Origin of the sequence: Flavobacterium fontis (assembly GCF_900129405.1) — a bacterium.
GTDB classification, from domain to species: domain Bacteria; phylum Bacteroidota; class Bacteroidia; order Flavobacteriales; family Flavobacteriaceae; genus Flavobacterium; species Flavobacterium fontis.
Genome location: NZ_FQVQ01000003.1, coordinates 131,262 through 156,278, shown reverse-complemented (window position 1 = coordinate 156,278; position 25,017 = coordinate 131,262). Strand labels below are relative to the sequence as shown.

Below are 25,017 nucleotides of genomic sequence, written 5' to 3'. Positions count from 1 at the left end.
GGAGACCTACCTTAGTCGGCAGGCAAGTACAGCGGAAAGCCGGAATTCCTGCCTGCCGGTAGGCAGGGCTGCCCAAAAATAAAAAAACCGCCCTTCAATTCGAAAGGCGGTTTTTCTTTATTCTTTAATCTCGTTTCCTTCTTCGTTAAAGAAACGGTATTCGAGGTACGTGTAAGCATCACGAGGTATGATTTTCACCCATTTTTTATGTTCGAAGAACCACTTCAAACGTAAAGATGGAAAACCTTTGGTAAGGTAGGCAGCCACAAAAGGATGGGCATTGAGCACCAACTTATTCTGACTGTCTTTTAATCGTTCAATATCGGAAGCAATGCGGTCGATTAACAAAATGGGCGCATCGACTTCGCCTTGTGATCCTTGGCTAGGATCTTCTTCCTGTGTTTTAATGTTGACTTCAGGTCGCACCCGTTGTCGTGTAATTTGAACCAATCCGAATTTACTCGGAGGCAAAATTTTGTGTTTCGCTTTGTCGTCGCTCATTTCGGCTTTGAGATGATCATAAAGCACTTTGCGATTTTCAGGATTTTGCATATCAATAAAATCAATGACAATAATCCCACCCATATCGCGCAGTCGCAACTGTCTCGCAATTTCTGTAGCTGCAATCAAATTGACTTCCATCGCGGTGCCTTCTTGACTGGTTGCTTTATTGGAGCGGTTGCCGCTATTCACATCGATGACATGAAGCGCTTCCGTATGTTCGATAATCAAATAGGCTCCTTTACTCATGGAAACCGTTTTCCCAAAGGAAGTTTTGATTTGTCGTTCAATATGAAACCGTTCAAAAATTGGATGATCGACGGCTTGATAAAGCTTTACAATTTTTTGTTTCTCCGGCGCTATTTCGGCTAAATAGTCCTTAGTTTGTTGGTACAACACTTCATCATCAACGGTGATTCCGGTAAAGGTATCGTTGAAAATGTCTCTCAGCATCGAAGAAACTTTGGTAAGTTCGCTCAATACTTTCGACGGATGATGTGCCGTAGGTAATCGTTTGCACATTGCAATCCATCTGTTCATCAGATTTTGCAAGTCTTTTTCGAGTTCGGCTGTTGATTTGCCTTCGGCTACTGTTCTCACAATAACACCAAATCCTTTCGGTTTGACGGCGGTAACTAATTTTTTAAGTCGGTCTTTTTCTTCTCGTGAATTGATTTTTTGTGAAACCGAAACCCGATCGGAGAACGGCACTAACACCAAATAACGTCCCGCAAACGAAAGCTCTGAGCTGATGCGCGGTCCTTTGGTGGAAATGGGTTCTTTGACCACTTGAACTAGTACCGATTGATTGGCGCTCAACACATCGGCGATGGCACCATTTTTATCAATCTCTTTTTCAAACGGAAAGTTTTTTAGGGAGAAATCTTTTAATTTACCTGTGCTTACAAGTTTAATGAATTTCAAATAAGAAGTGAGATTGGGTCCCAAATCGTGATAGTGCAAAAAAGCATCTTTCTCGAATCCAACGTTAACGAAGGCTGCGTTGAGTCCTGGGACGGGTTTACGAATTTTGGCAATAAAAATATCGCCTACCAAAAATTGGCTTCGATCTTCTTCTTCTTTGTGTAATTCAATGAGTTTTCCATCTTTTAATAAGGCAAAATCTACAGCATCGTCACCCTTTCGGATGATAAGTTCTTTATTCATGATGTAAATTTTTATCCCGGAACAGGTCAAAAAGACCAATTTTAGGATGGATTAAACATTTATACAGGTTGTTTACCCGTTGGGAAAAATGAAAAAAAATTAACGATTGTTTAGGTTTGCAACGTAAAACAACCTAAAAAATGGTATTTTATTCGAATTTTTTTAAGTTTTTCCCGTAATTTCAAGGAACGTGTAAAAAGAAAAAAGTAGTTAAAAACTACTTTTTCTTTTTATGACGGTTTGCTCTCGCTCTTTTCTTACGTTTATGCGTCGCAACCTTATGTCTTTTTCTTTTTTTACCGCTTGGCATAGGTTAATTTGTTAGTGATTAATAAATATTTTTAGACTGTAACTTCAGTTTTAGCTTTTACACCTTCTACAAATACTTTAGCTGGCTTAAAGGCAGGAATGTTGTGGGCTGGAATTTTGATGGTAGTATTTTTGGAAATATTTCTACCTGTTTTCTCTGCTCTTGTTTTGATGATGAAGCTACCGAATCCTCTTAGGTATACATTGTCTCCGTTCTCTAATGAAGCCTTTACTTCTTCCATCAATGCTTCTACAGTAGATTGAACATCTCCTTTTTCAAGACCTAATTTCTCTGAAATCTTCGCTACGATATCTGCTTTCGTCATTTTCTTTCGTATTTAATAATTATGTGTAAATTTTTGAGAGTGCAAATATAGGAATTAAAAAAACAAATTTTCAAGTATAATCTATTAAAATTTAAATACATAAAGTTATACTTTTGTTAAACTCAAATTATCCATGGAATTTACTAACTCACTATTACTTTGGTATTTAGAAAACCAACGGGAACTCCCTTGGCGTCAAACGCGCGACCCCTATTGCATTTGGCTCTCAGAAATCATGTTGCAACAAACCCGAGTCGCTCAAGCCACACCCTATTATTTACGCTTTCTTGAAGCCTTTCCTACGGTTGTCGATTTGGCCGAAGCCACTGAAGAACAAGTATTGAAACTATGGCAAGGACTTGGGTATTACTCTCGCGCCCGTAACCTTCACCATACCGCCAAACAAGTTGCCTTTGATTACCAAGGCCAATTTCCGACAACCTATCACGAACTCCTAAAACTCAAAGGAGTTGGTACCTATACCGCGGCGGCAATAGCTTCTATTGCTTTTGATGAAGCCGTAGCCGTAGTCGATGGAAATGTGTATCGGGTGTTGGCACGCTTTTTTGGGGTTGAAACTGACATTGCCTCTTCGGCTGCTCCAAAAGAATTTTCGGCCTTAGCAAATACGCTATTGGACCCCAAGCGCCCCGCCCAATTCAACCAAGCACTTATGGAATTTGGCGCCATGCAATGCACGCCCAAAAATCCGCAATGCCATCAATGCCCTCTCCAATGGAGTTGTGTGGCTTATCGCGATCAAAAAGTAGCCGAATTACCCGTAAAAACAAAGAAAACAAAAATAACCGACCGCTACTTCCATTATCTCATTGTTGAAGATCCACAACGTAAGATTTTGCTTGAAAAAAGAACAGAAAAAGGAATTTGGCACAACCTTTACCAATTTCCCTTAATTGAAACCCCGACCCCTATCACTTGGGCGGATTTACAACAAAAAATAGCCTCCATTTGGCCCCGTGAAATCATTAAATCCATAGTTGAAATGAATAAAACAACTATTTTACACAAACTTTCTCATCAAAATTTGTACATTCGTTTTTACAAGATTAGTCTTAATAAAGAAATGGAAGCTGGTGTTCCAAGAGAATCACTCGAAGATTACCCGTTTCCTATTGTAATTTATAATTTTATTAAGACGTATTAGGTATTAATTCGTATTTTTGCGTGATATAAACACGCCAATTTTATTATGAACGGGACACTTAACAAAGTTATGCTGATTGGTCATCTGGGGGATGATGTTAAAATGCACTATTTCGAAGGCGGTAATTGCATTGGGCGCTTTCCATTAGCAACAAATGAGATTTATATCAATAAATCCACTAACGAAAAAATTACATCAACCGAGTGGCACAATTTGGTTGTACGTAACAAAGCAGCGGAAATCTGCGAACGCTTTTTATCCAAAGGCGATAAAATTTATGTTGAAGGGCGAATCAAATCGCGTCAATGGACTACCGAGGAAGGTATTACTAAATACACAACAGAAATTCAGGTGACTGAGTTTACATTTCTGAATGTGAAAAAAGATTTAGAAAGCCGCTCGGTTCCCAACCACGAACCCAGAAATGCAAGCTATGAAACGCCTAGCTCGCATGTTGAAAACGATATGCCTTTCTAAACTACTCCTTTTTAATGTTTTGCATTAATAGGCAAAAATTAAATTGCAATTGCTTCTTGGATTATATTCTGCTTAATACGAATATAATTTTGTTCCTTCAAAACAAACCAAAAAGCAATTGCAGTTCTTTTTTATTTACCCTCTAATCTGTAAATGCCACACTGTATTTTCAACTTTCGTTTTCCTTTATAAAATAATACGACTCGCATAGCGTTAACCCCTTTGATAAAAAAACAAATTGTCGCGTCGAAATGATACCTTTGTACTCGTATAATTCTAATCATCGGATGAATCAACTTACCTCTATTTTCACTGCGCAAAATCGTTCGTATCGCTTCGGTTTTTTATGGGTAATCCTTTTGTGTTTCACGACGAGCTGCAAAGAAGAAATCATTCCAAAACCACCTGGACATTTGCGTTTAGAATATCCAATGGCTGCGTATACCCCTTATAAAGGTCCATGTCCTTTTTCGTTTGCCCGAAACAAAGAAGCGCAAATCAAAGAAAAAGGCGACTGTACGTTTACGATTACGTATCCAAAAATGAAAGCTACGCTATTTCTTACGTACAAACCGATTCAAGGGAATTTAGAACAATTGTTGCGCGACACGCAAAAACTAACGTATAAACATGTAATCAAAGCTGACAATATATTGGAACAACCTTTTATGAACACCAAAGACAAGGTGTATGGGATGTTTTATCGTGTGGGTGGGAACGCCGCTACCAATGCACAATTCTATGTAACCGACAGTACCCGCCATTTTTTAAGTGGCTCCATGTATTTTTATGCGCGCCCTAATTTTGACTCCATCATGCCTGCCGCCGATTACATTAAAAACGACATGCAATCCTTGATGGAATCGTTAAAATGGAAATAATTCATTACTATTGTAGTTGGTAAATGATATGATTTAAGACTCAAATAAAATTCATTATTTGCATTTTAAGGTATGTGTATTCAAAATCTAAGTTTTGATCAAATCACATGCTCTTAATAAAAGTTGACCAAAAATTTACATAAATCACTTGAATTTTTGTTTCGGTTATCAAATTTAAATTTTATTATTATGCGAGATATATTTGCAACACTAACACAATTGTTACCCCTTGCAATACTCCTTTTTTTGACCATTTGCATTGTCATCCTTTTTTTTAAAGTAAACAAGTACATAAATCTTAAAACTAAATACTACCAATCAAAACTAGATAAAAATAAGGATACACAATAACAGTTAAACTAAGTGTTTTTATTAACAAAGGCTCACTTTCTAAATCAATCCGCCCGTCACAATTATGAATATTTGACATCATTTGAATGGTTTAAAAAGTTAATTATAAAAAAGCATACGTGCATTTGAAATAAAAAAAGGATTCCAACAGTAATGGAATCCTTGGGTTGAATATAATTAAGTAAGTTGTTAACTTTTTTTGGCCACTTTCATATCGGTGACTTTATACGTTTTGCCATCAGCACAGGATTCGATAGCCGCTTTTAATTCAGAACCTGAAAGTTGATCGGCATCAAAATTTACAACTGCTTTTTTGGTTTCAAAATCGACTTTAGCCTCTTGTACTCCAGGCATCTCTACGAGCTTCTCTTCTATCGTTTTTGCACACCCAATAGCACAAGTCATTCCATCAATTTGTAAAGAGGCTGTCTCTGGTTTAACAGCAGGCGCTTTGGTAGAACTGGCAACATCTTTTCCGTTTGGAGCAGCAGCGGTCTCTTGTTTACAAGCGGTTAATGTTAAAACCATAGCCGCTAGAATACTGAATGCAGATGATATTTTCATGATTATTCCTTTGAATTGCAAACAAAAATAAATTTTTTTTTACACGAGCATTCATAAAATAATCCCAATTTTGCAAACCTTAACATCTTTGCTATGACCCAACAACAAGTAAAATGGTTATTCCTCATTATCCTCGCGCTAACTTGGGGAAGTTCATTTATTTTGATCAAAAGGGGATTGTTGGGCTTGACACCAATACAGCTGGGTGCCGCACGCATCGTGTTTTCTTCCCTTTTTTTACTCTTCATTGGCTTTCGGAGTTTAAAAGACATTCGCCATTATCAATGGAAGTACATAGCGCTAACTTCCTTATTTGGAACCTTTATTCCTGCTTTCCTTTTTGCCATTGCACAAACACAAATAAGCAGTGCTGTAAGTTCCATCCTGAATTCGTTGACGCCCCTAAACACTCTTATTTTGGGTGCACTTGCCTTCGGTCTAACTTTCAAACGCAGTCAGATTTTTGGTGTTGTCATCGGATTTTCAGGAACGCTCTTGCTCATTATCGACGGGGCGCTTTCACACCCCAATCAAAATTATATGTATACCGTATTGGTGCTTATTGCCTCACTTTGTTATGCGACCAATGTGAACTTCATCAAAAAATACCTATCCGATGTAAAACCATTAAGCATTACAACCGGTAACTTTGTGGTTATGCTATTCCCCGCATTAGCCCTTCTTTTGAGCACCAATATTCAGGAAATAATTACGGTGCCTGCTACCCAAGAAGCGTTGCTATACATTATGATTTTGGGAGTGATAGGAACAGGAATAGCGAATATTCTATTTTATAAACTAATTCAAATCTCTTCCCCTGTTTTTGCTACTTCGGTAACGTATTTAATTCCAGTGGTTGCCGTATGTTGGGGCATGGTTGATGGCGAAAAACTAACCGCTGTGCAGGGCATCGGGGCGCTTATCATACTAATTGGCGTTTACCTCTCAAGTAAAAAATAAAAAAGGCTGCCCCGAAGAACAGCCTTTCTATAATAAAAACCTTTTTTCTTATTGAAAATCAGCGTCGGTCACTCCTTCGTTGATTTTTACCTCTGAAACTTTGATTTCTAAGTCACGTCCTCCTTGAGAAAGCACAATGATGTAAGGTACTTTAACCCCTTTTACATCTTTGTAATCCGACAATAAAATAGACGAGGTCATTTGCTGTCCATTACGCTCTTGAGTGGTTGTTGAACCTACACGTAATCCCGTTTTTACATCGTAGTAATAAATTGTTTTACCACTTTTCAACGCATAAGCCTCTACACCATTAAAAGGTTCGATCCCGTCTAAAACCACATCCGTTTTCTTAGCCAAGCCCAACTCTTCAAAAGTACCCGCCAATGCTTTTTTCTCTGCAAACTCTTCAGCGGTCATTTCTTTTTTCTGTCCTTGACCGGCAGAATATCCTGACTTATCGCCGATGACTTGTTTAGACAACTCCATCATTCCGGTAAGTTCTAATTTCATCAACGAACGTCCTTTGCTGTCTTTTTTGGAAAGATAGGCCAACGGAGCAGGAGCCCCCTCAATTTCAGAAGTTCCATTCACCGCGATAGATTTTACCGCCATAACTGCTTTTTCGCCTCCAATGGCTGCCATGTATTTATCTAAAACCGTTTTCACAGTTACCCCAGCAGGGACTGGCATTTTCATTTTTGGCTTTTCAGTTGGGTTACCAAACTTATCAAAGAAGAACATTGGAATTTTCAACTTTTCTAAAGCTGGTACAACCTCAGCCGCTTTCCCTGTAATAATTATACGCAAGTTATCGGCCAATACGTATTTGTTCATCACACGCATCACATCTTCTGCCGTTACTGCCTCAATATTTTTGATGTAATTTTCATAAAAATCAGCAGGTAAACTCTCGGTTTCAATGTTTAAGGCATAGCGTGCAACAGTTTGCGGCTTTTCAACTTGCATTACGAAACGTCCGATATACCCGGCTTTCACATTGCGAAGTGCCTCATCGGTTACTTTTTCAGTGCGAATACGTTTGATTTCTTTCATGATCTCAACCACAGCACTATCGGTAACCGAATTACGAACTTGTGTATTTGCTTTGAATTTGCTCATCATGTACTTATTTGACCCTATACTCGAACGGGCACCGTACGTCCAACCATGCGCTTCACGCAAATTCATATTCAAATAACTATTGAAATCACCTCCCAATACTTGATTCGCCACAATAACTGGGAAAAAGTCAGGGTCAGACAACTTCAAGTTTACGGTATTCACCACCGAAATCTCTGATTGTACTGCATTAGGCATGTCGACAAAATTGATTTGCGTGTACTGAACATTACTAGGTTGCGTATACGAAACCGCAGGCGCTGTAGCTTTGGTCCATGTACCAAATAATTTTTCGACTAACTTTTTGGTTTCTTTAAATTTCACATCCCCAATGATGACCAAATAGGCACGAGAAGGCACAAAATAAGTCACATAATTTTTCTTGATATCGTCTAAGGTTACATTTTTAATAGTTTCCTCCGACAAATATTCCCCTGCAGGATGATTTTTGCTGTAAACCAATACATTTTCAACGCGTCCAGCAACTGCGGGAACACTTTTTTCTTGTGTTTTTAATCCTTCGATTAATTTATCGCGTTCTTTTTCAAACTCTTCTTGCGTGAAATTGGGCATCAACGACCCTTCGGCCATCAATTCTAAAATGCGCTTTGAGTATTTGGACAAACCACTAGCATAAGCGCCACTTGAACTGAAACTAATATCGGCTCCTAAAAAGTCAACTTCTTCGTTGAAGGCATCTTTTGGCGTTTTGGTTGAACCCATCCCCATCAAACTGCTGGTCAAATCGTCAACTCCTTTTTTATTCCCTTCTGCATAAGGAGCATTGTCGATGGTCAAACTAAAAGAAACACGAGGTAATTTGTGATCTTCTACCACCATGACCTTTAATCCGTTGGGAAGTGTAAACGTCTCTGGTTTTTTGATGCTAATTTTAGGTGCCGGTCCAGGCTGTGGTTGGGGTCTGTCTTGTGCTTGCATAATGAATGTCAGAAACAAGCCTGATAAAAGTATAATAGATTTTCTCATGATGATTCAATTATTTAGCGTCTGCTTTGTCTTTGGCTGGAACATAATCCAGAATTAAACGCTGGTTGGGATTCAAATACTTTTTGGCAATGTCACGAATTTCTTCTCGGGTAATTGAGCGATACATTTCGATTTCAGTGTTGATTAAATTAACATCACCGTACAACATATAGTAAGATGCCAAGTTTTCAGCTACCCCTTCTACACTAGAATTGTTGTTTACGTAGTTGTTTTCAATCTTATTTTGCAATTTCTTGTAGTCGTTCTCTGAAATGAGTTCGTTTTGTAATTTCACAATTTCCTCATCCATTTCTTTTACCAACTGCGCCAAAGTAGTTTCGCCTTGTGGCATTCCATAAAGAATGTACATCCCATAATCTTCTTGGGAATAGTTGAAAGCTCCAATTTGTAACGCCATTTTTTTGTCATCGACAATTTTCTTGTACAATTTGGAACTGTTTCCATCACTTAAATAGGTTGAAATCATATCCAACACACGAGCATCACGTGATTTCATTGAAGGGGTTCTGTATGAAGCCACCACCATGGGTTTTTGAATGTTAGGATCTTCATAGGTTGCACGGATTTCTTGTGTAATCGGTGCTTCTTCAAACTTCTGACGCTTCACTTCTTCACCTCGTGGAATTGGGCCGAAATACTTCTGAATCCAAGCTTTCGTTTGCGCAATATCAATTTGCCCTGCCACAACTAAAACGGCATTGTTTGGGGTATAGAACTTTTTGTTAAACGCTTGAAACTCTTCCAAAGTTGCCGCATCCAAATGCTCCATAGAACCAATGGTTGCCCAACGATACGGGTGTTTCACAAACATATTTTTCTTTACTTCGGCAATCAATTGCCCATAAGGCTGATTGTCTACGCGTAAACGCTTTTCTTCTTTAACCACTTCATTTTGAGTATCCACCCCAATTTGGTTAATCACCGGGTGCATCAATCGCTCAGATTCCATCCACAACCCCAATTCAAGGTTATTGGAAGGGAAAACTTCAAAATAATACGTACGGTCATCGGTCGTATTGGCATTGTTAGTACCGCCGTTACCTGTTACGATTTTGAACCATTCTCCTCGTTTAATGTTTTTAGTTCCTTCAAACAATAAGTGCTCAAAAAAGTGGGCAAAACCAGTACGATCTGGATTTTCGTCTTTGGCTCCTACGTGATACATTACCGAGGTAATCACTACAGGCGCCGAAGGGTCGTTGTGGAGAATGACATGCATTCCGTTGTCTAAGTCATACTCTTCAAAAGCAACTTTTTGAGCATGAGCTGTACCTCCAAGCATAAGCAATGAACTTAAAGCGATTAAAGATTTTTTCATAAGAATTCGTTGTTTGTTTTTTCGGGGTTGAACCCAGCGTTAAATCGAATGCCCATTTGTCACACAAACAGGCAAATTGTTACACAAAAATAGATTTTTTAATTGGGTTTCAGCATTTTTTTACATCTCGAGTAACGCCTTAATCTAATCCTTTGATTCTTAGGTCGAGTATTTTGAAAATTAGCTTGTTTCAATGAAATTAATTTGTATATTTGCAACCTTAAAATTTTTAACTAAACATTATTGTTATGTACGCAATCGTAGAGATAGCAGGGCAACAATTCAAAGTAAGCAAAGACCAGAAAGTTTTTGTTCACCGTTTAGCGAACGAAGAAGGTTCAAAAGTTTCTTTTGAAAAAGTTCTTTTATTAGACGACAACGGAACAATTACGATCGGCGCCCCAGCTATAGAAGGTGCTTCCGTAGAAGCCAAAGTTTTACAACACCTTAAAGGTGAAAAAGTAATCGTTTTCAAGAAAAAACGTAGAAAAGGGTACAAAAAGAAAAACGGTCACCGTCAATCTTTAACCCAAATCGTTATTGAAGGCATTGCTGCCACTGGTGCAAAAAAAGCGGTTAAAAAAGAAGCTGCTCCTGCTGTAGAAGCTACAGAAGAAGCGCCTAAAAAAGCAAAAGCGCCAAAAGCAGAAAAATCAGAGGATGCTGCACCAAAAGCACCGAAGAAAACCAAAAAAACTGAAGAATAATAACTTATAAAACCAAAACATCATGGCTCACAAGAAAGGTGTCGGTAGTTCCAAGAACGGAAGAGAATCAGAGTCGAAACGACTTGGTGTAAAAATCTATGGTGGTCAAGCGGCTATCGCAGGTAACATTATCGTTAGACAACGTGGTTCAAAACACAATCCAGGTGAAAACGTGTACATGGGCAAAGACCATACACTACACGCTAAGGTTGATGGAATTGTAAAATTCCAGAAAAAAGGAGATAACAAATCTTTTGTATCTGTTGAACCCTTCAAAGCATAATACTTCGTATTAAAACATAAATTAACCCGTTCCATTGGAGCGGGTTTTTTTATTGCATTCGATTCCCTTTGATTTCTAAAAAGGAAATTAGCCTTTAGTCGAAGAAAAAAAAACCACCTCGAAAGGTGGCTTTATTTTAATTGGGATCTTTCATTTTAAAGGATTCCATAAATTTTGTGGTATAATTTCCAGCCACATAATCCGGTTCATCCATTAACTGACGGTGAAAAGGTATGGTGGTTTTTATTCCTTCAATATAAAACTCATCCAACGCGCGCTTCATTTTGTTGATGGCCTCCTCGCGGGTTTGTGCCGTGGTAATCAACTTCGCAATCATAGAGTCGTAGTTGGGTGGTATGGTGTAGCCCGCATAAACGTGGGTATCTAAACGAACTCCGTGTCCTCCTGGCGCATGCAACACAGTAATTTTTCCTGGCGAGGGACGGAAATCATTGTACGGGTCTTCCGCATTGATACGACACTCGATGGAATGCAATTGTGGCAAATAATTTTTACCCGAAATCGGCACACCTGCCGCTACCAATATTTGTTCGCGAATTAAATCGTAATCAATTACTTGCTCGGTGATAGGGTGTTCTACCTGAATACGGGTATTCATTTCCATAAAGTAGAAATTGCGGTGTTTATCTACCAAAAACTCTACCGTTCCAGCACCTTCATATTGAATAAACTCAGCTGCTTTCACGGCAGCATCCCCCATCCGTTGACGCAAATCATCGGTCATAAATGGAGAGGGAGTTTCTTCGGTTAACTTCTGGTGGCGACGTTGCACCGAACAATCACGTTCAGATAAGTGACATGCTTTTCCATAGGAATCCCCTACCACTTGAATTTCAATATGACGGGGCTCTTCAATCAATTTTTCCATATACATCCCATCGTTTCCGAAGGCCGCAGCAGCTTCTAATCGGGCACTTTCCCAAGCTTTATCGAGCTCTTCTTCTTTCCAAATGGCACGCATTCCTTTTCCTCCACCCCCTGCAGTAGCTTTCATCATCACGGGATACCCAATTTCTTTGGCTACTTTTTTGGCTTGTTCCAGGGACTCTAATATTCCATCAGAACCTGGCACACAGGGAACTCCCGCCGCTTTCATGGTAGCTTTGGCGGTGGCTTTGTCTCCCATTTTCTCAATCATTTCAGGGGAAGCACCAATAAATTTGATGCCGTGTTCCTGACAAATTTTGGAGAATTTGGCGTTTTCTGAAAGGAAACCATATCCTGGGTGAATCGCATCGGCATTGGTAATTTCAGCAGCTGCGATAATGTTGGACATTTTCAAATACGATAAGTTACTCGGCGCAGGTCCGATACAAACCGCTTCATCGGCAAATTTTACGTGTAAACTTTCAGCATCCGCAGTAGAATACACTGCAACGGTTTTTATCCCCATCTCACGACAGGTGCGAATCACACGCAAAGCGATTTCGCCTCTATTGGCGATTAATATTTTCTTGAACATCCTGTTTCAATTTAAATTAAACCTAGACTTCCAACACAGAAAAAAAGTCCTTATCCTGTGGAAGTCACTACAAATTAAGACGGATCGACCAAGAATAGCGGTTGATCAAATTCAACGGGAGACATATCGTCTACTAATATTTTGACGATTTTACCCGATACTTCCGATTCAATTTCATTGAACAATTTCATGGCTTCTACCACACACAATACATCCCCTTTACCGATTGATGAACCTACTTCAACAAACGGAGATTTGTCGGGCGCGGGTTTGCGGTAAAAAGTACCAATCATGGGCGACTTGATGGTGATATATTTTGCATCGTCAGCGGCAGGTGCGGCAGGTGTAGCTGGAGCTGCTGGAGCTGCTGGAGCAGGAGCCGCTACTTGCGAAATCACAGGAGCCACCGGTGCGGATTGTACATACGTAATATCAGGAGTATTTCCTTCCAAAGTGGTGCGGATGGTAATTTTTACATCGCCAGTCTCCAATTTTACCTCAGCAACACCCGAGTTGGATACGAATTTGATCAGATTTTGAATCTCTTTTAAATCCATAGTTCTTTCGTTTTAGTTATCGTTTATTGTTTGTTATACGCCCATTTTAGGTAAATGGCTCCCCAAGTGAACCCACCCCCAAATGCAGCAAAAATTAGATTATCACCTTTTTTTAATTGATTTTCAAAATCACTCAACAACAAGGGTAAGGTAGCCGAAGTTGTATTTCCATAGCGTTGAATATTTATCAATACTTTGGATTCATCCAATCCCATGCGTTGTGCCGTTGCATCAATAATACGGCGGTTGGCTTGATGGGCTACCAACCAATTAATATCATCATGGGTTAAGTTATTGCGTTGCATGATTTTTTCACTCACATCAGCCATTCCTGAAACGGCGTATTTGAAAACTGTTTTCCCATCTTGAAAAACAAAATGCTGTCCGTTTTCCACGGTATCTTTAGAGGCTGGAAGTATCGAACCTCCGGCGTCAATCTTTAAATACTCTCGACCGATTCCATCCGAGCGCAAGAACTCATCTTGTAATCCTAAGCCTTCTGAATTGGGTTCAAACAAAACGGCACCAGCTCCATCACCAAAAATGATACACGTAGCTCGATCAGTATAGTCGATGATGGATGACATTTTATCGGCTCCAATTAACAACACTTTTTTATAACGCCCCGATTGAATGTAAGCGGCAGCCGTTGACATTCCATACAAAAAACTAGAACATGCAGCAGACAAGTCAAACGCAAAAGCATTAACCGCACCAATTTGTGAAGCTACATATACTCCGGTTGAAGCAACGGGCATATCGGGTGTAGCCGTGGCCATGATGATTAAATCAATTTCTAAGGGGTCGATATTATTCTTTTCTAGAAGATTTTGAGCCGCTTTGATCGCTAAAAAAGAAGTGCCTTTTCCCGATTCTTTTAACAAACGGCGCTCTTTGATTCCGGTGCGGGTAGTAATCCATTCATCATTGGTATCTACCATTTGCTCCAGTACTTCATTGGACAAAACAAAATCAGGGACATAAGCGCCTACGGCTGTAATAGCGGCTGTAATTGTACTCATAGTTTGGTTTAATAGCGCTCTGAAAAGCATGTCATTTCAGAGGGTGGAAATTACAAAAAATAATTGAGTTATACTTTTTAAGGTGTAAAAAACAAAAAACTCCCACATAGTGAGAGTTTGAGGGATTTTTTACCGTATATATTAAGCCTCAGCTACTGATTTATCAATAACTACTTGACCTCTGTAATACATTTTACCTTCATGCCAGTACGCTCTGTGATACAAGTGAGCCTCACCAGTTACAGGGCAAGTAGCGATAGTCGCAGCAGTAGCCTTGTAGTGCGTTCTTCTTTTGTCTCTTCTTGACGCAGATTGTCTTCTCTTAGGATGTGCCATTTTTTATATTATTTATCCGTTAATAGTTGTTTTAATTTATCCCAACGGGGATCTATATTTTCTTCTTTTGGTGTTGTTTCTTGGGTTTTCACCGAAGTAACAGACAGTTTTTCTAGGGCTTCGTTTTTGAGTGATCCGTCTTTTACGCGGGGATGTACCCTTTTTTGGGGAACCGACAACACAATCAACTCATAAACATATTGCGTAATATCAATTTGGTGTTCACCGTGGGGTAAAATGAGAAGCTCCTCATTTTCATTGTTAAATTCGTCTCCAAACTTAACCACCACTTTGATGGCACCTTTAACGGGTAAATCGAATTGCTCACCTGTGACATCGCAAGGAACAAAAACAGTTCCTTTGTGTTTGAGTGACAATTCCATAAAGGTTGATTTTTTGTCTAAAACCACTTTTACGTCTACCGCACAATTTTCAAAATCGCAATACGCATACGACTCAAAGAACTTTTGGCTAATTTGATAGTCAAATTGGTGTTTTCCCAATTTTAATCCTGTAAAAGGAATTAAAAATTCATTTGTAACTTTCATCGTTTCACCAATTTGCCTAACTGCAAGCCTCAACTTTGGGAGTGCAAAGATATAAATTTATATCAAATTCAAAAGCCTTAATGCCCTTTTTTTGATTCCAACTGTTTTTCTTTGATTTTTAAGGGATTCTTTGACCATTCTTTGTATTCATGGCGTGCCTTATAAATATCAAGAGCAAGGTAGACTGCTTCTTTGAAAGAAGTGGCATCCGCTTGATTTTTCCCCGCAATTTCAAATGCGGTTCCATGGTCGGGGGAGGTGCGAATTTTGTGCAAGCCCGCTGTATAATTTACTCCCGATCCAAAAGAAAGCGTTTTAAACGGAATTAATCCTTGGTCGTGATAGGAGGCGATAACGGCATCAAACTTTTCATGCTGTCCCGAACCAAAGAATCCGTCGGCTGAATAGGGTCCAAACACCAAAATACCTTGATCAAACAATTTTTGTATTTCGGGCTTTAAAATTTCTTGATCTTCTTTGCCAATAACGCCATTGTCGCCGGCATGTGGATTCAATCCAAGAACCGCGATTTTAGGACGATTGATTCGAAAATCTTGTTTCAACGTTTCATATACCGTTCGGATTTTTTGTTGTACCCGCTCACGTGTAACGTGCTGCGAAACCTCATTGACAGGAACATGATCGGTCAATAATCCTACTCGCAATCGGTCGTGAACCATCAACATTAAGGCATTGCCTTCTAATTGTTGGTCGAGATAGTCGGTGTGTCCCGGAAATGAAAAACCCTCTGATTGAATCGAATACTTATTAATAGGCGCTGTCACCAAGGCATCTATAGCGTCGTTTTTTAACGCTTCCGTAGCAGCGACAAACGATTTAATAGCATAACTTCCTACCTGATCGTTCAATTGTCCAAACTGAATATCCACCGATTCCTTCCACACATTAAGCACATTCACTTTTCCAACAATCAATTGATCCAAACGGTCAATACCATGGAGCGGTAATTCCGATTGCATGCTTTTTTTTATAAAAGAAATCACTTTTACATTGGCAAACAATACGGGCGTACACAACTCCAACATACGTGTATCTTCAAAGGTTTTTAAAATCACTTCACAACCTATCCCGTTAAGATCTCCAACAGCAATTCCTACTATAATATTCTCCGCTTTTTTCATGGGTAAATGAAGTCGATTTAAATGCGTACTTTTGAAGGGCAAATTTAGAAAATAAAAACGACAAATGTTTACAGGCATTATAGAAACCCTAGGAACCATAACCGCACTCGTTAAAGAGCAAGAAAACCTGCATATTACCGTAGTTTCCGAACTTACATCGGAACTAAAAATTGACCAAAGTGTAGCCCACAACGGGGTATGTTTAACCGTCGTGGCTATCGAAGGTCATCAATATACCGTAACAGCCATTAAAGAAACGCTGCTAAAAACCAATGTAGGGCAATGGAATGTTGGGGATAAATTGAACTTAGAACGTGCCATGAAATTGGGCGATCGTTTGGACGGACATATTGTGCAGGGACATGTAGATCAAATAGGAACTTGTGTTGCCATTCGCGAAGCCGAAGGGAGTTGGTATTTTACGTTTGAATATGACGCACAAACCAACAATGTTACCATCGAAAAAGGATCGATTACGGTAAACGGCACCAGTTTGACCGTTGTAGATTCGCAAAAAAATGCTTTTAGTGTAGCCATCATCCCTTACACGTATGAACATACGAATTTTCATACCTTTGCTATAGGCACTCCTGTCAATTTGGAGTTTGATGTGATTGGAAAATATGTAGCTCGACTCTACGAAATCGGAAAATAATCCGAAATAGTACTAGAATAAAAAAAGAAAAGCTTCAGGAATTATCTTGAAGCTTTTTTATATCGGGTTAACTTGTATCCTACATAAACCATAGACGAAAGGGCCAAAAAAACCAAACCTTCATCCACAGGAAGCCCTGGAGGTGGAGGTGGAATTGGGGCCGGCGGATTTGGTGCTGCAAAGGTCATAGGACCACACAAAATCGCTAGAGTGATTAAAATTACTTTCGTTGGGTCGATTTTCATAGGGCGTAAAAGTATAAAAAAAAACGCTTTGTCAAAATTTTTTACTTCATATTTTGAGCGAGTTGCAAAACATTTCACAATATCGTAACCTTTCTATCGCTTCATTGGTATTAACGAAAAAAAAAGTGTTTTGGTTTCTCTTCCACAAAAAAATGAAAAGATAGACTGCCACAAAAAATATCGACAACGAAAAGATAAAATGGGTCAAACACCAAAAAATGCAAAAAACGATTCCATAATTACGTCAGGAAATCTATAAATTCGTGCGTACTCGTGAAATACTACATCCCTATCGTTTGATATCCACAAAGCGAAAACAAGGTGTCGACTTCTCCAAAAAATTAAATAACAGGAAAGAAAAACTAATTTGCTTTGCCCGATTCATGCTGCTCGAGGTAATTCCGAGACTTCAAAGCTCGACCAAAACGCATAAAAAAAGCCTTGCATACTTGAGCAAGGCTTTAATGTGGTCCCACTTGGGCTCGAACCAAGGACCACCTGATTATGAGTCAGGTGCTCTAACCAACTGAGCTATAGGACCTATAAACTGAATGCTAGCTAGCACATAAAAATAGTATCTACCGTCAAGCTTTCAGCGATGCAATATTACTATTAATTCTAGTTTCTTGCAATACTTTTTTGGAGTTACGATTCCCCTGCGTCTTGACACAACTCGATCAAAACACCATTGGTCGATTTGGGATGAAGAAAAACCACTAATTTATTATCGGCACCGCGCTTGGGCTGCTCGTTGAGCAATATAAATCCAGCAGCAGTTAACCGTTTCATTTCGGCTTCTATATCGGCCACATCAAAAGCAATATGATGAATTCCCTCTCCTTTTTTCTCGATAAACTTGGCTATAGGACTGTCGGGGCGGGTCGCTTCTAAGAGTTCAATTTTGTTGGGACCGTTCTTGAAAAAAGAAGTTTTTACGCCTTCACTACTGACTTCCTCCTCTTTATAACAAGGTACGCCCAGCAAGGCTTCAAAAAGTGGGTTGGAAGCTTCGAGTGATTTTACAGCAATTCCGATGTGTTCTATTTTTTGCATTTTTATTTCTTTCCTACAAAGATATTAAAACGCTAAAAGGTAGCCGTATTTTTGTCGTAGAAGTCAGAAAGCAAATTCCGATTAATATTGTATTTTTGTCGCATGGAATCGAATAGACAGAAAAAAATAGGAAGCGTATTGCAAAAAGACTTGGTCGATATTTTGCAAGGCGAAGTTCGTAAAAATGGTATCGCCAATTTGATTATATCGGTTTCCAAAGTCAATGTTACCACGGACTTGTCTATTGCAAAAGTTTTTCTTAGCATTTTTCCCGCCGAAAAAGGCCCTGAAATTCTGGAGGCAATTCGTTCCAACACTCCTTTGATTAAACACGATTTATCACAACGGGTAAAGTTGCAATTGCGCAAAGTGCCCAACTTGCTTTTTTACATCGATGACTCCTTGGAATACATCGAAAAAATTGACCGCGCTCTAGCGGGTGAGGAAAATCCTATTGAAAACCGCGACCTTTTAGCCAAACGCAAAAAATCGTAAGTGAACCTTTCGCTCTACATCGCCCGTCGGTATTTGTTTTCACGCAGTAAAAACACCGCCATCAATATCATTACGGGTATTGCTTCCTTGAGTGTGATCGTGGGCGCGATGGCCTTGTTTGTGGTGCTATCTGTTTTTAGTGGCCTACGCACCTTTAGCCTTTCTTTTTCCAATGATTTGGATCCTGATCTAAAAGTCTTTCCGAAATCGGGCACTCATTTTACCTTCACGCCAGCGCAAGCTCAAAAAATAAAAACCATTGAAGGCGTAGGGCATTTTAGCCAGGTTGTCGAAAAACGCGTGATGTTTTTGTTTGATGGAAAAACACAATTTTCTTTTCTCAAAGGCGTCGATGCACAATTTGGCCGCGTTTCAAAAACACCCGAAAAATTATTTAACGGGCAGTGGCTCGAACCCAATACCTATCAAGTGGTGATTGGATATGGACTCTCGGAAAAACTCTCGCTAGGACTCCTCGATTACCAAAATGCCTTTGAAGTATATGCGCCCAAACCCGGTCGTGGCGATTTGGGATTAAATCCCGAGGACTCCTTTATTATAGAACGTATTTATCCGGTTGGGATTTATGCCATTAATGAAGAAATGGACAACCGTTATGTGTTTGCCGACTTACAGTTGGCACAGGCTGTGGTGCAATTAAAACCTCATGAAATTACCAACCTCGAAATTCGACTGCAACCCAACGCCTCGGAAGCACAAGTAATTGCTGCACTCGAAAAATATATTCCAAACACTACGGTCAAAAACCGGGCACAACTCAATGAAACATTATACAAAATGTTGAACTCGGAGAATGTTGCGGTGTACCTAATCTTTACCCTTGTCATCATCATGGCACTTTTTAGTTTGGCAGGCGCCTTAATCATGATGATTTTGGACAAGAAAAACAATTTAAAAACCTTGTTCAGTTTGGGCGTAACCTTACCTCAATTGCGAAGAATTTTCTTTTTACAAGGAACACTTTTGAGTGTTTTCGGGGGAATGGTGGGCCTCATCCTCGGATCGGTATTGGTGGTGATGCAACAGCACTACCAACTCATTATGATTACCGAAACCTTGGCCTATCCCATCGAATTTCACTGGGAAAATTTGGCTTTAGTATGGCTTACTGTTATCGTTTTGGGAATGATTTCGAGTGGTATTGCCAGCAGTCGCGTTTCCGAGAAAATGTTGGATTAAAATACTACGCCAGAAAACGACTCAATAATCTCTTCAAAAACCCCAAGTAAGGCTTCGCGATCATCGGTGGTGACTAAGCGATTTTTGTATTCTTTAAAATTGGGAATGCCTTTGAAATAATTGGTATAATGACGGCGCATTTCTACAATACCCAAGCGTTCTCCTTTCCATTCCATGGACCAAAGCAGGTGGTTACGTGCGGCTTCTACCCGATCAACTAGTGTGGGAACCGGCAGGTGTTGCCCGGTTTGAAAAAAATGTTTGATTTCGTTAAAAATCCAAGGATAGCCAATAGCAGCACGACCAATCATGATACCGTCCAATCCAAATTTGTTTTTATATTCTAAAGCTTTCTCGGGAGAATCAATATCGCCATTTCCGAATATCGGAATATGAATACGCGGGTTGTTTTTGACCCGTGCGATGTGTGTCCAGTCGGAATGACCCTTATACATTTGGGCGCGTGTGCGTCCGTGAATGGTCAAGGCTTGAATGCCAACATCCTGCAACCGTTCGGCCACCTCATCGATGTTGATCGAACTCTCATCCCAACCCAAACGGGTTTTGACGGTTACGGGCAAATGGGTGCTTTTGACGACCGCTTTGGTTAACCGCACCATCAAATCGACATCCTTTAATACCCCAGCGCCGGCACCTTTGCAGACAACTTTTTTCACAGGACAACCAAAATTGATGTCCAATAAATCGGGCTCCACGGCTTCAACAATTTTGGCACTCATGGCCATGGCCTCTTCATCGCCTCCAAAAATTTGAATCCCTACCGGCCGCTCGTAATCAAAAATATCCAGTTTCATCCGACTCTTGATGGCATCACGAATCAAGCCTTCGGAGGAAATAAACTCCGAATACATCAAATCGGCGCCGTGCATTTTACACAAGCGACGAAATGGCGGGTCACTCACATCTTCCATAGGAGCGAGTAACAACGGGAAATCCGGGAGTTCGATAGGACCAATTTTGGGCATACAGCTGTTTTTTCTGAGTGCAAAAATAGTACTATTAGGGAATTAATCTTATGAAAACCAAAGGAAAAGCAATTATTCCTAGTGCTAAACATTTGTTAATCAATCATAAAGATGAAAAAATACACAAAAACAAACGCTTCTATTCCCGAGTGAGGCCCACAAAATTGTAAACTTTAAACTATATTTGCACGATGTTGCGCTAGGGATTGAAGCAAAGTACCCCGCCGTAGCCGAGAGGCAGGCGTGTACTGCGGAAAGCCCGGTGAGGAGGAACGACGAGAGCGCCCCTACTTATTATTATTTTAAATTTTGAATTATAAATTTTAAATTTTAATAATTAGCGCCAAAAAAGGACTATTGACGATGAAGAACATTCGGAATTTTTGCATTATTGCTCACATTGACCACGGAAAAAGTACGCTGGCCGATCGCTTATTGGACTCGACGCAAACGGTAACGGCACGCGAAGCGCAGGCGCAGCTTTTGGACAATATGGATTTGGAGCGGGAACGCGGGATTACTATTAAGAGTCACGCGATCCAGATGGAGTATACCTATAAAGGAGAAAAATACATTTTGAATTTGATCGACACGCCCGGTCACGTAGACTTCTCGTATGAGGTTTCGCGTTCGATTGCGGCTTGTGAAGGCGCGTTGTTGATTGTAGATGCGGCACAAAGCATTCAGGCACAGACGATTTCGAACCTGTATTTGGCCTTGGAAAACGACCTTGAAATTATTCCTGTACTCAATAAAGTAGACTTACCCAGTGCCAATCCTGAAGAAGTGAGCGATGACATTGTGGACTTGCTCGGCTGTAAATTGGAGGATATCATCCATGCCTCTGGAAAAACAGGCTTTGGCGTCGATAAAATTTTGGAAGCCATTGTCGAGCGCATTCCGGCGCCCAAGGGCGACAAAGACGAACCGTTGCAAGCCTTGATTTTTGACTCGGTATACAATCCGTTTCGTGGGATCGAAGTTATTTTCCGAGTGAAAAACGGCGAAATCCGCAAAGGGCAGAAAATCAAATTCATGTCGACGGGCAACGAATATTATGCCGATGAAGTGGGTACTTTAAAATTGAACCAAGTTCCCAAAGACGTAATTGGATGCGGCGACGTAGGCTATTTGATTTCGGGAATTAAAGAAGCGAAAGACGTGAAAGTGGGCGACACGATTACCGACGCCAAAACGCCAACTACGCAAATGATTCAAGGCTTTGAAGATGTAAAACCGATGGTTTTTGCGGGAATTTATCCAGTGGACACCGAGGATTACGAGGATTTGCGGGCTTCCATGGAAAAATTGCAGTTGAACGATGCCTCGCTGGTGTTTGCCCCCGAGAGTTCGGCCGCTTTGGGCTTCGGTTTCCGTTGCGGTTTCTTGGGCATGTTACACTTAGAAATCATCCAGGAACGTTTGGAACGCGAATTCAACATGACGGTGATTACCACGGTACCCAACGTATCGTATTTGGCCTATACCAAAAAAGAGCCCGAAACGCCGATTATTGTGAACAACCCGTCGGACTTGCCCGAGCCGTCAAAATTGGACCGTGTAGAAGAACCCTATATCAAAGCAACGATCATCACCAAGTCGGATTTCGTAGGCAACGTGATGAGTTTGTGTATTGAAAAACGCGGCATTATTACGAATCAAACCTATTTGACTACCGAGCGTGTGGAATTGAATTTCGACATGCCGCTGGCGGAGATTGTATTTGACTTTTACGACCGCTTGAAAACGGTTTCCAAAGGATATGCGTCGTTTGACTACCACCCGATTGGGATGCGTACGTCGAAGTTGGTGCGACTGGATGTGCTGTTGAATGCCAATTCTGTCGATGCTTTGTCGGCCTTGATTCACGAAGATAACGCCTACCATATTGGGAAGAAAATGTGCGAGAAATTGCGCGAATTGATCCCAAGACAACAATTTGATATTCCGATTCAAGCCGCGATTGGCGCAAAAATCATCGCCCGTGAAACCATCAAAGCCTTGCGTAAAGACGTAACGGCCAAATGTTACGGTGGAGATATTTCGCGTAAACGTAAATTGTTGGAAAAACAAAAAGCCGGTAAAAAACGTATGCGCCAGGTAGGGAATGTCGAAATTCCACAGTCGGCGTTTATGGCGGTGTTGAAGTTGAACGACTAATGTTCAACTATTCTAAATTTTAAATTATAAATTATAAATGAAGTTCGGTTTTCGCCGGACTTTTTTTATGGGCAGCAACGAGCCCGTGCGCAAAAGGTCGCTTCCTCCCGCTCTCCGCTATATCTCTGGCGCTCCTTTACCAAGGAAGCACCAGAGGATGCCGCTGCGATCGGGGCTGTATACATGAGTTGTTTTCACAACGCGTTATCCCTGTGATTTCAACTTGGAAATCGAACGGGCTTATCGTACCTTTACCCCCTAAAATGGTACGAATCATGCTGGAAGACAAATCCCCACAACGAACTCCCTTATCGCAATTTGGCGAATTTGGTTTAATCGCTCACTTGACACAAAATATTGAGGTTAGCCAGCCTTCGACGCGCAAAGGAATTGGCGATGATGCCGCGGTTTTACGTTTTGAAAACACCCAAACTGTAGTGACTACCGATTTACTTGTGGAGGGTGTTCATTTTGATTTGTCGTACATGCCGTTGAAACATTTGGGCTATAAAGCGGTGGTCGTCAATTTGTCGGATGTGTGTGCGATGAACGCGACGCCAACCCAAATTACAGTATCCCTTGCCGTTTCCAATCGGTTTCCTGTGGAAGCGTTGGAGGAATTGTACGAGGGAATTCGCTTGGCGGCCAAAACCTACAACGTTGACATTATTGGCGGCGATACTACCTCATCGCAAAAAGGGTTGATTCTTTCGATCACTGCCTTGGGTGTGGCGCAAGAGCACGAGTTGGTGTACCGCAGCGGTGCTCAAGAAAACGACTTGATTGTGGTAACGGGCGACTTGGGTGCAGCCTATTTAGGGTTGCAAGTCCTGGAACGCGAGAAGCAAGTTTTTCAAGTGAATCCCAACAACCAACCCGACTTAGACAACTATACGTATTTGATTGAACGGCAGTTAAAACCCGAAGCGCGCACCGATATCAAGGGCTTGTTGGCGCAATTGGAGGTGCAACCCACCTCGATGATTGACATTTCGGACGGACTTTCGTCGGAGCTCATTCATTTGTGTAAAAATAGCGGAACGGGATGTAACTTATTTGAAGATAAATTGCCGCTTGACCCGCAGTTTATCAGCACTTGTGAAGAATTTAATATCGACAGCACAACCTTAGCCATCAACGGCGGTGAAGATTACGAGTTGTTATTTACGATCAACCTCGCTGATTTTGATAAAATCAAAGGGAATCCGAACTTAACGGTCATCGGACACATGACTGCCGCGCAGGAAGGCATGCATTTGGTGACCCGAGCCCAGACCAAAATTGCGTTGAAAGCCCGGGGTTGGAATGCCCTTGACGAAACCAAAACTCTAGAGTAACATGCCGCGGTCTTTGGCGATGGCTACTAAGGTTTCATCGTCACTTCCCGCAATATTGAGTAATTCTTTCATGTTTTCTTTACGGGTTTTCACCGAACTAGATGAGATAGAGATATATAACGGAATGTCGTCGTAGTTGATGCCTTTGCTGAGATAATGCAGAATTTGGCGGTCAATGACATCGACATATACTTTTTCTTTTTGTTGGTTGTTTAGGAATTTAATCACCGAATCGCTGTAATACGTTTCCCCTTTCAAAATGGTGGTCAAAGCCAAAATCATATTGTCAAAGGTAAGGTCGTTTTTGATGACCAACCCTAAGGGATTGATTTCATCGATAATGGATTGTACCTTAAGGGATTCTGAATGCATGGTGAGCAACGCCACTTTGCACTGGGGCATTTCGGCATTTAATAGTTTGGCCAAATCTTCTCCGGTATGGATATTTTTCTCTTCATATTCGGGCATACTTACATCGAGAAACGCAATATCATAGGGTTCATTGGCTTGCATAATAATGTCGTAGCCTGAGCGGCAATCGGTGGCTTCAAAAAACTGAAACGTTATTGATTTATCGGGAAAAAGATTAATCACATTTTTATATCCTTGAATGATAAAAGGGTGATCGTCTACGATAAGAATATTGACTTTTTGGGACATCT

26 protein-coding genes and 1 tRNA gene are annotated in these 25,017 nt (G+C 40.5%); 11 read left to right on the top strand and 16 right to left on the bottom strand.

Annotated features, from left to right (window positions below; translation table 11 throughout):
• Positions 1 to 117: 117 nt before the first annotated feature.
• Together BUC17_RS04185 and BUC17_RS04180 are read right to left on the bottom strand one after the other, a co-directional pair.
• Positions 118 to 1,668 carry an Rne/Rng family ribonuclease gene (locus tag BUC17_RS04185; protein ID WP_073361916.1) on the bottom strand — a complete coding sequence of 517 codons (1,551 nt, stop codon included), beginning with the start codon at positions 1,666 to 1,668 and terminating at the stop codon, positions 118 to 120.
• A gap of 341 nt (positions 1,669 to 2,009) precedes the next feature.
• On the bottom strand, positions 2,010 to 2,303 hold the full coding sequence (locus BUC17_RS04180; RefSeq protein ID WP_073361914.1) for an HU family DNA-binding protein: 294 nt from the start codon (positions 2,301 to 2,303) through the stop codon (positions 2,010 to 2,012).
• A gap of 133 nt (positions 2,304 to 2,436) precedes the next feature.
• Between BUC17_RS04180 and mutY the strand changes: the two genes are divergently transcribed.
• The 3 genes from mutY to gldD all read left to right on the top strand — a co-directional run bounded on the left by mutY (position 2,437) and on the right by gldD (position 4,826).
• Positions 2,437 to 3,468: an A/G-specific adenine glycosylase gene (gene mutY / locus BUC17_RS04175; RefSeq protein WP_073361912.1), complete on the top strand. Its 1,032-nt coding sequence runs from the start codon at positions 2,437 to 2,439 to the stop codon at positions 3,466 to 3,468.
• Positions 3,469 to 3,513: 45 nt separating this feature from the next.
• Positions 3,514 to 3,945, top strand: coding sequence for a single-stranded DNA-binding protein (locus BUC17_RS04170; protein ID WP_073361910.1), 432 nt, complete (start codon positions 3,514 to 3,516; stop codon positions 3,943 to 3,945).
• A gap of 287 nt (positions 3,946 to 4,232) precedes the next feature.
• Complete coding sequence (gene gldD, locus BUC17_RS04165) at positions 4,233 to 4,826, top strand: gliding motility lipoprotein GldD (RefSeq protein ID WP_083544728.1); 594 nt, start codon at positions 4,233 to 4,235, stop codon at positions 4,824 to 4,826.
• Between the two features lie 540 nt (positions 4,827 to 5,366).
• Here gldD and BUC17_RS04160 read toward each other — a convergent pair.
• Positions 5,367 to 5,741 (bottom strand): heavy-metal-associated domain-containing protein, encoded by a 375-nt coding sequence (locus BUC17_RS04160; RefSeq protein WP_073361908.1) that lies wholly within the window; start codon positions 5,739 to 5,741, stop codon positions 5,367 to 5,369.
• A 93-nt stretch (positions 5,742 to 5,834) separates the two neighbouring features.
• Here BUC17_RS04160 and BUC17_RS04155 point away from each other — a divergent pair, with 93 nt between their 5' ends.
• On the top strand, positions 5,835 to 6,701 hold the full coding sequence (locus tag BUC17_RS04155) for a DMT family transporter (protein ID WP_073361906.1): 867 nt from the start codon (positions 5,835 to 5,837) through the stop codon (positions 6,699 to 6,701).
• Between the two features lie 48 nt (positions 6,702 to 6,749).
• On the opposite strand, the gene BUC17_RS04150 is transcribed toward BUC17_RS04155, so the two are convergent.
• Both BUC17_RS04150 and BUC17_RS04145 read right to left on the bottom strand, forming a co-directional pair.
• A complete protein-coding gene (locus BUC17_RS04150; RefSeq protein ID WP_073361904.1) occupies positions 6,750 to 8,807 on the bottom strand; it encodes a M16 family metallopeptidase in 2,058 nt (685 codons plus the stop codon).
• Positions 8,808 to 8,817: 10 nt separating this feature from the next.
• Entirely contained in the window at positions 8,818 to 10,146 is a 1,329-nt protein-coding gene (locus BUC17_RS04145; protein ID WP_073361902.1) for a M16 family metallopeptidase, read from the bottom strand.
• Between the two features lie 248 nt (positions 10,147 to 10,394).
• On the opposite strand from BUC17_RS04145, the gene rplU reads away from it, so the two are divergent.
• Positions 10,395 to 10,853, top strand: coding sequence for a 50S ribosomal protein L21 (rplU, locus tag BUC17_RS04140; RefSeq protein ID WP_073361900.1), 459 nt, complete (start codon positions 10,395 to 10,397; stop codon positions 10,851 to 10,853).
• A 22-nt stretch (positions 10,854 to 10,875) separates the two neighbouring features.
• Positions 10,876 to 11,136: a 50S ribosomal protein L27 gene (gene rpmA, locus BUC17_RS04135; RefSeq protein ID WP_073361898.1), complete on the top strand. Its 261-nt coding sequence runs from the start codon at positions 10,876 to 10,878 to the stop codon at positions 11,134 to 11,136.
• 136 nt (positions 11,137 to 11,272) lie between these two features.
• Here rpmA and accC read toward each other — a convergent pair whose 3' ends face one another.
• From accC to pdxA, 6 genes are all read right to left on the bottom strand, one after another.
• Positions 11,273 to 12,619, bottom strand: a complete 1,347-nt coding sequence (accC, locus tag BUC17_RS04130; RefSeq protein WP_073361897.1) for an acetyl-CoA carboxylase biotin carboxylase subunit — start codon at positions 12,617 to 12,619, stop codon at positions 11,273 to 11,275.
• A 74-nt stretch (positions 12,620 to 12,693) separates the two neighbouring features.
• Positions 12,694 to 13,176 (bottom strand): acetyl-CoA carboxylase biotin carboxyl carrier protein, encoded by a 483-nt coding sequence (accB, locus tag BUC17_RS04125; RefSeq protein ID WP_073361894.1) that lies wholly within the window; start codon positions 13,174 to 13,176, stop codon positions 12,694 to 12,696.
• A gap of 23 nt (positions 13,177 to 13,199) precedes the next feature.
• Positions 13,200 to 14,198 (bottom strand): beta-ketoacyl-ACP synthase III, encoded by a 999-nt coding sequence (locus tag BUC17_RS04120; protein WP_073361892.1) that lies wholly within the window; start codon positions 14,196 to 14,198, stop codon positions 13,200 to 13,202.
• 141 nt (positions 14,199 to 14,339) lie between these two features.
• The gene (rpmF, locus tag BUC17_RS04115; RefSeq protein WP_073361890.1) at positions 14,340 to 14,534 is read right to left on the bottom strand and encodes a 50S ribosomal protein L32; all 195 of its coding nucleotides are present in this window, start codon (positions 14,532 to 14,534) and stop codon (positions 14,340 to 14,342) included.
• A gap of 8 nt (positions 14,535 to 14,542) precedes the next feature.
• Positions 14,543 to 15,082, bottom strand: a complete 540-nt coding sequence (locus BUC17_RS04110; protein WP_073361888.1) for a YceD family protein — start codon at positions 15,080 to 15,082, stop codon at positions 14,543 to 14,545.
• 77 nt (positions 15,083 to 15,159) lie between these two features.
• Positions 15,160 to 16,224, bottom strand: a complete 1,065-nt coding sequence (pdxA, locus tag BUC17_RS04105; RefSeq protein ID WP_073362071.1) for a 4-hydroxythreonine-4-phosphate dehydrogenase PdxA — start codon at positions 16,222 to 16,224, stop codon at positions 15,160 to 15,162.
• A 64-nt stretch (positions 16,225 to 16,288) separates the two neighbouring features.
• Here pdxA and BUC17_RS04100 point away from each other — a divergent pair, with 64 nt between their 5' ends.
• Positions 16,289 to 16,879, top strand: a complete 591-nt coding sequence (locus BUC17_RS04100) for a riboflavin synthase (protein WP_073361886.1) — start codon at positions 16,289 to 16,291, stop codon at positions 16,877 to 16,879.
• Positions 16,880 to 16,920: 41 nt separating this feature from the next.
• On the opposite strand, the gene BUC17_RS04095 is transcribed toward BUC17_RS04100, so the two are convergent.
• The 3 genes from BUC17_RS04095 to mce form a co-directional block, all read right to left on the bottom strand.
• Positions 16,921 to 17,124 carry a hypothetical protein gene (locus tag BUC17_RS04095; RefSeq protein WP_143161708.1) on the bottom strand — a complete coding sequence of 68 codons (204 nt, stop codon included), beginning with the start codon at positions 17,122 to 17,124 and terminating at the stop codon, positions 16,921 to 16,923.
• Between the two features lie 467 nt (positions 17,125 to 17,591).
• Positions 17,592 to 17,665 (bottom strand) — tRNA-Ile (locus BUC17_RS04090).
• A 104-nt stretch (positions 17,666 to 17,769) separates the two neighbouring features.
• Positions 17,770 to 18,177 (bottom strand): methylmalonyl-CoA epimerase, encoded by a 408-nt coding sequence (mce, locus tag BUC17_RS04085; RefSeq protein ID WP_073361882.1) that lies wholly within the window; start codon positions 18,175 to 18,177, stop codon positions 17,770 to 17,772.
• A gap of 102 nt (positions 18,178 to 18,279) precedes the next feature.
• Between mce and rbfA the strand changes: the two genes are divergently transcribed.
• Together rbfA and BUC17_RS04075 are read left to right on the top strand one after the other, a co-directional pair.
• A complete protein-coding gene (gene rbfA / locus BUC17_RS04080; protein WP_073361880.1) occupies positions 18,280 to 18,672 on the top strand; it encodes a 30S ribosome-binding factor RbfA in 393 nt (130 codons plus the stop codon).
• The gene (locus BUC17_RS04075; RefSeq protein ID WP_073361878.1) at positions 18,673 to 19,872 is read left to right on the top strand and encodes an ABC transporter permease; all 1,200 of its coding nucleotides are present in this window, start codon (positions 18,673 to 18,675) and stop codon (positions 19,870 to 19,872) included.
• Here BUC17_RS04075 and dusB read toward each other — a convergent pair.
• Positions 19,869 to 20,858, bottom strand: coding sequence for a tRNA dihydrouridine synthase DusB (gene dusB, locus BUC17_RS04070; RefSeq protein ID WP_073361876.1), 990 nt, complete (start codon positions 20,856 to 20,858; stop codon positions 19,869 to 19,871). The two genes, BUC17_RS04075 and dusB, sit on opposite strands and share 4 nt — an antisense overlap.
• A gap of 363 nt (positions 20,859 to 21,221) precedes the next feature.
• On the opposite strand from dusB, the gene lepA reads away from it, so the two are divergent.
• Together lepA and thiL are read left to right on the top strand one after the other, a co-directional pair.
• Positions 21,222 to 23,018, top strand: coding sequence for a translation elongation factor 4 (lepA, locus tag BUC17_RS04065; RefSeq protein WP_073361875.1), 1,797 nt, complete (start codon positions 21,222 to 21,224; stop codon positions 23,016 to 23,018).
• 275 nt (positions 23,019 to 23,293) lie between these two features.
• Positions 23,294 to 24,355, top strand: a complete 1,062-nt coding sequence (gene thiL / locus BUC17_RS04060) for a thiamine-phosphate kinase (protein ID WP_073362068.1) — start codon at positions 23,294 to 23,296, stop codon at positions 24,353 to 24,355.
• On the opposite strand, the gene BUC17_RS04055 is transcribed toward thiL, so the two are convergent.
• On the bottom strand, positions 24,347 to 25,015 hold the full coding sequence (locus BUC17_RS04055; protein WP_073361871.1) for a DNA-binding response regulator: 669 nt from the start codon (positions 25,013 to 25,015) through the stop codon (positions 24,347 to 24,349). The genes thiL and BUC17_RS04055 overlap by 9 nt on opposite strands.
• Positions 25,016 to 25,017: the final 2 nt, after the last annotated feature.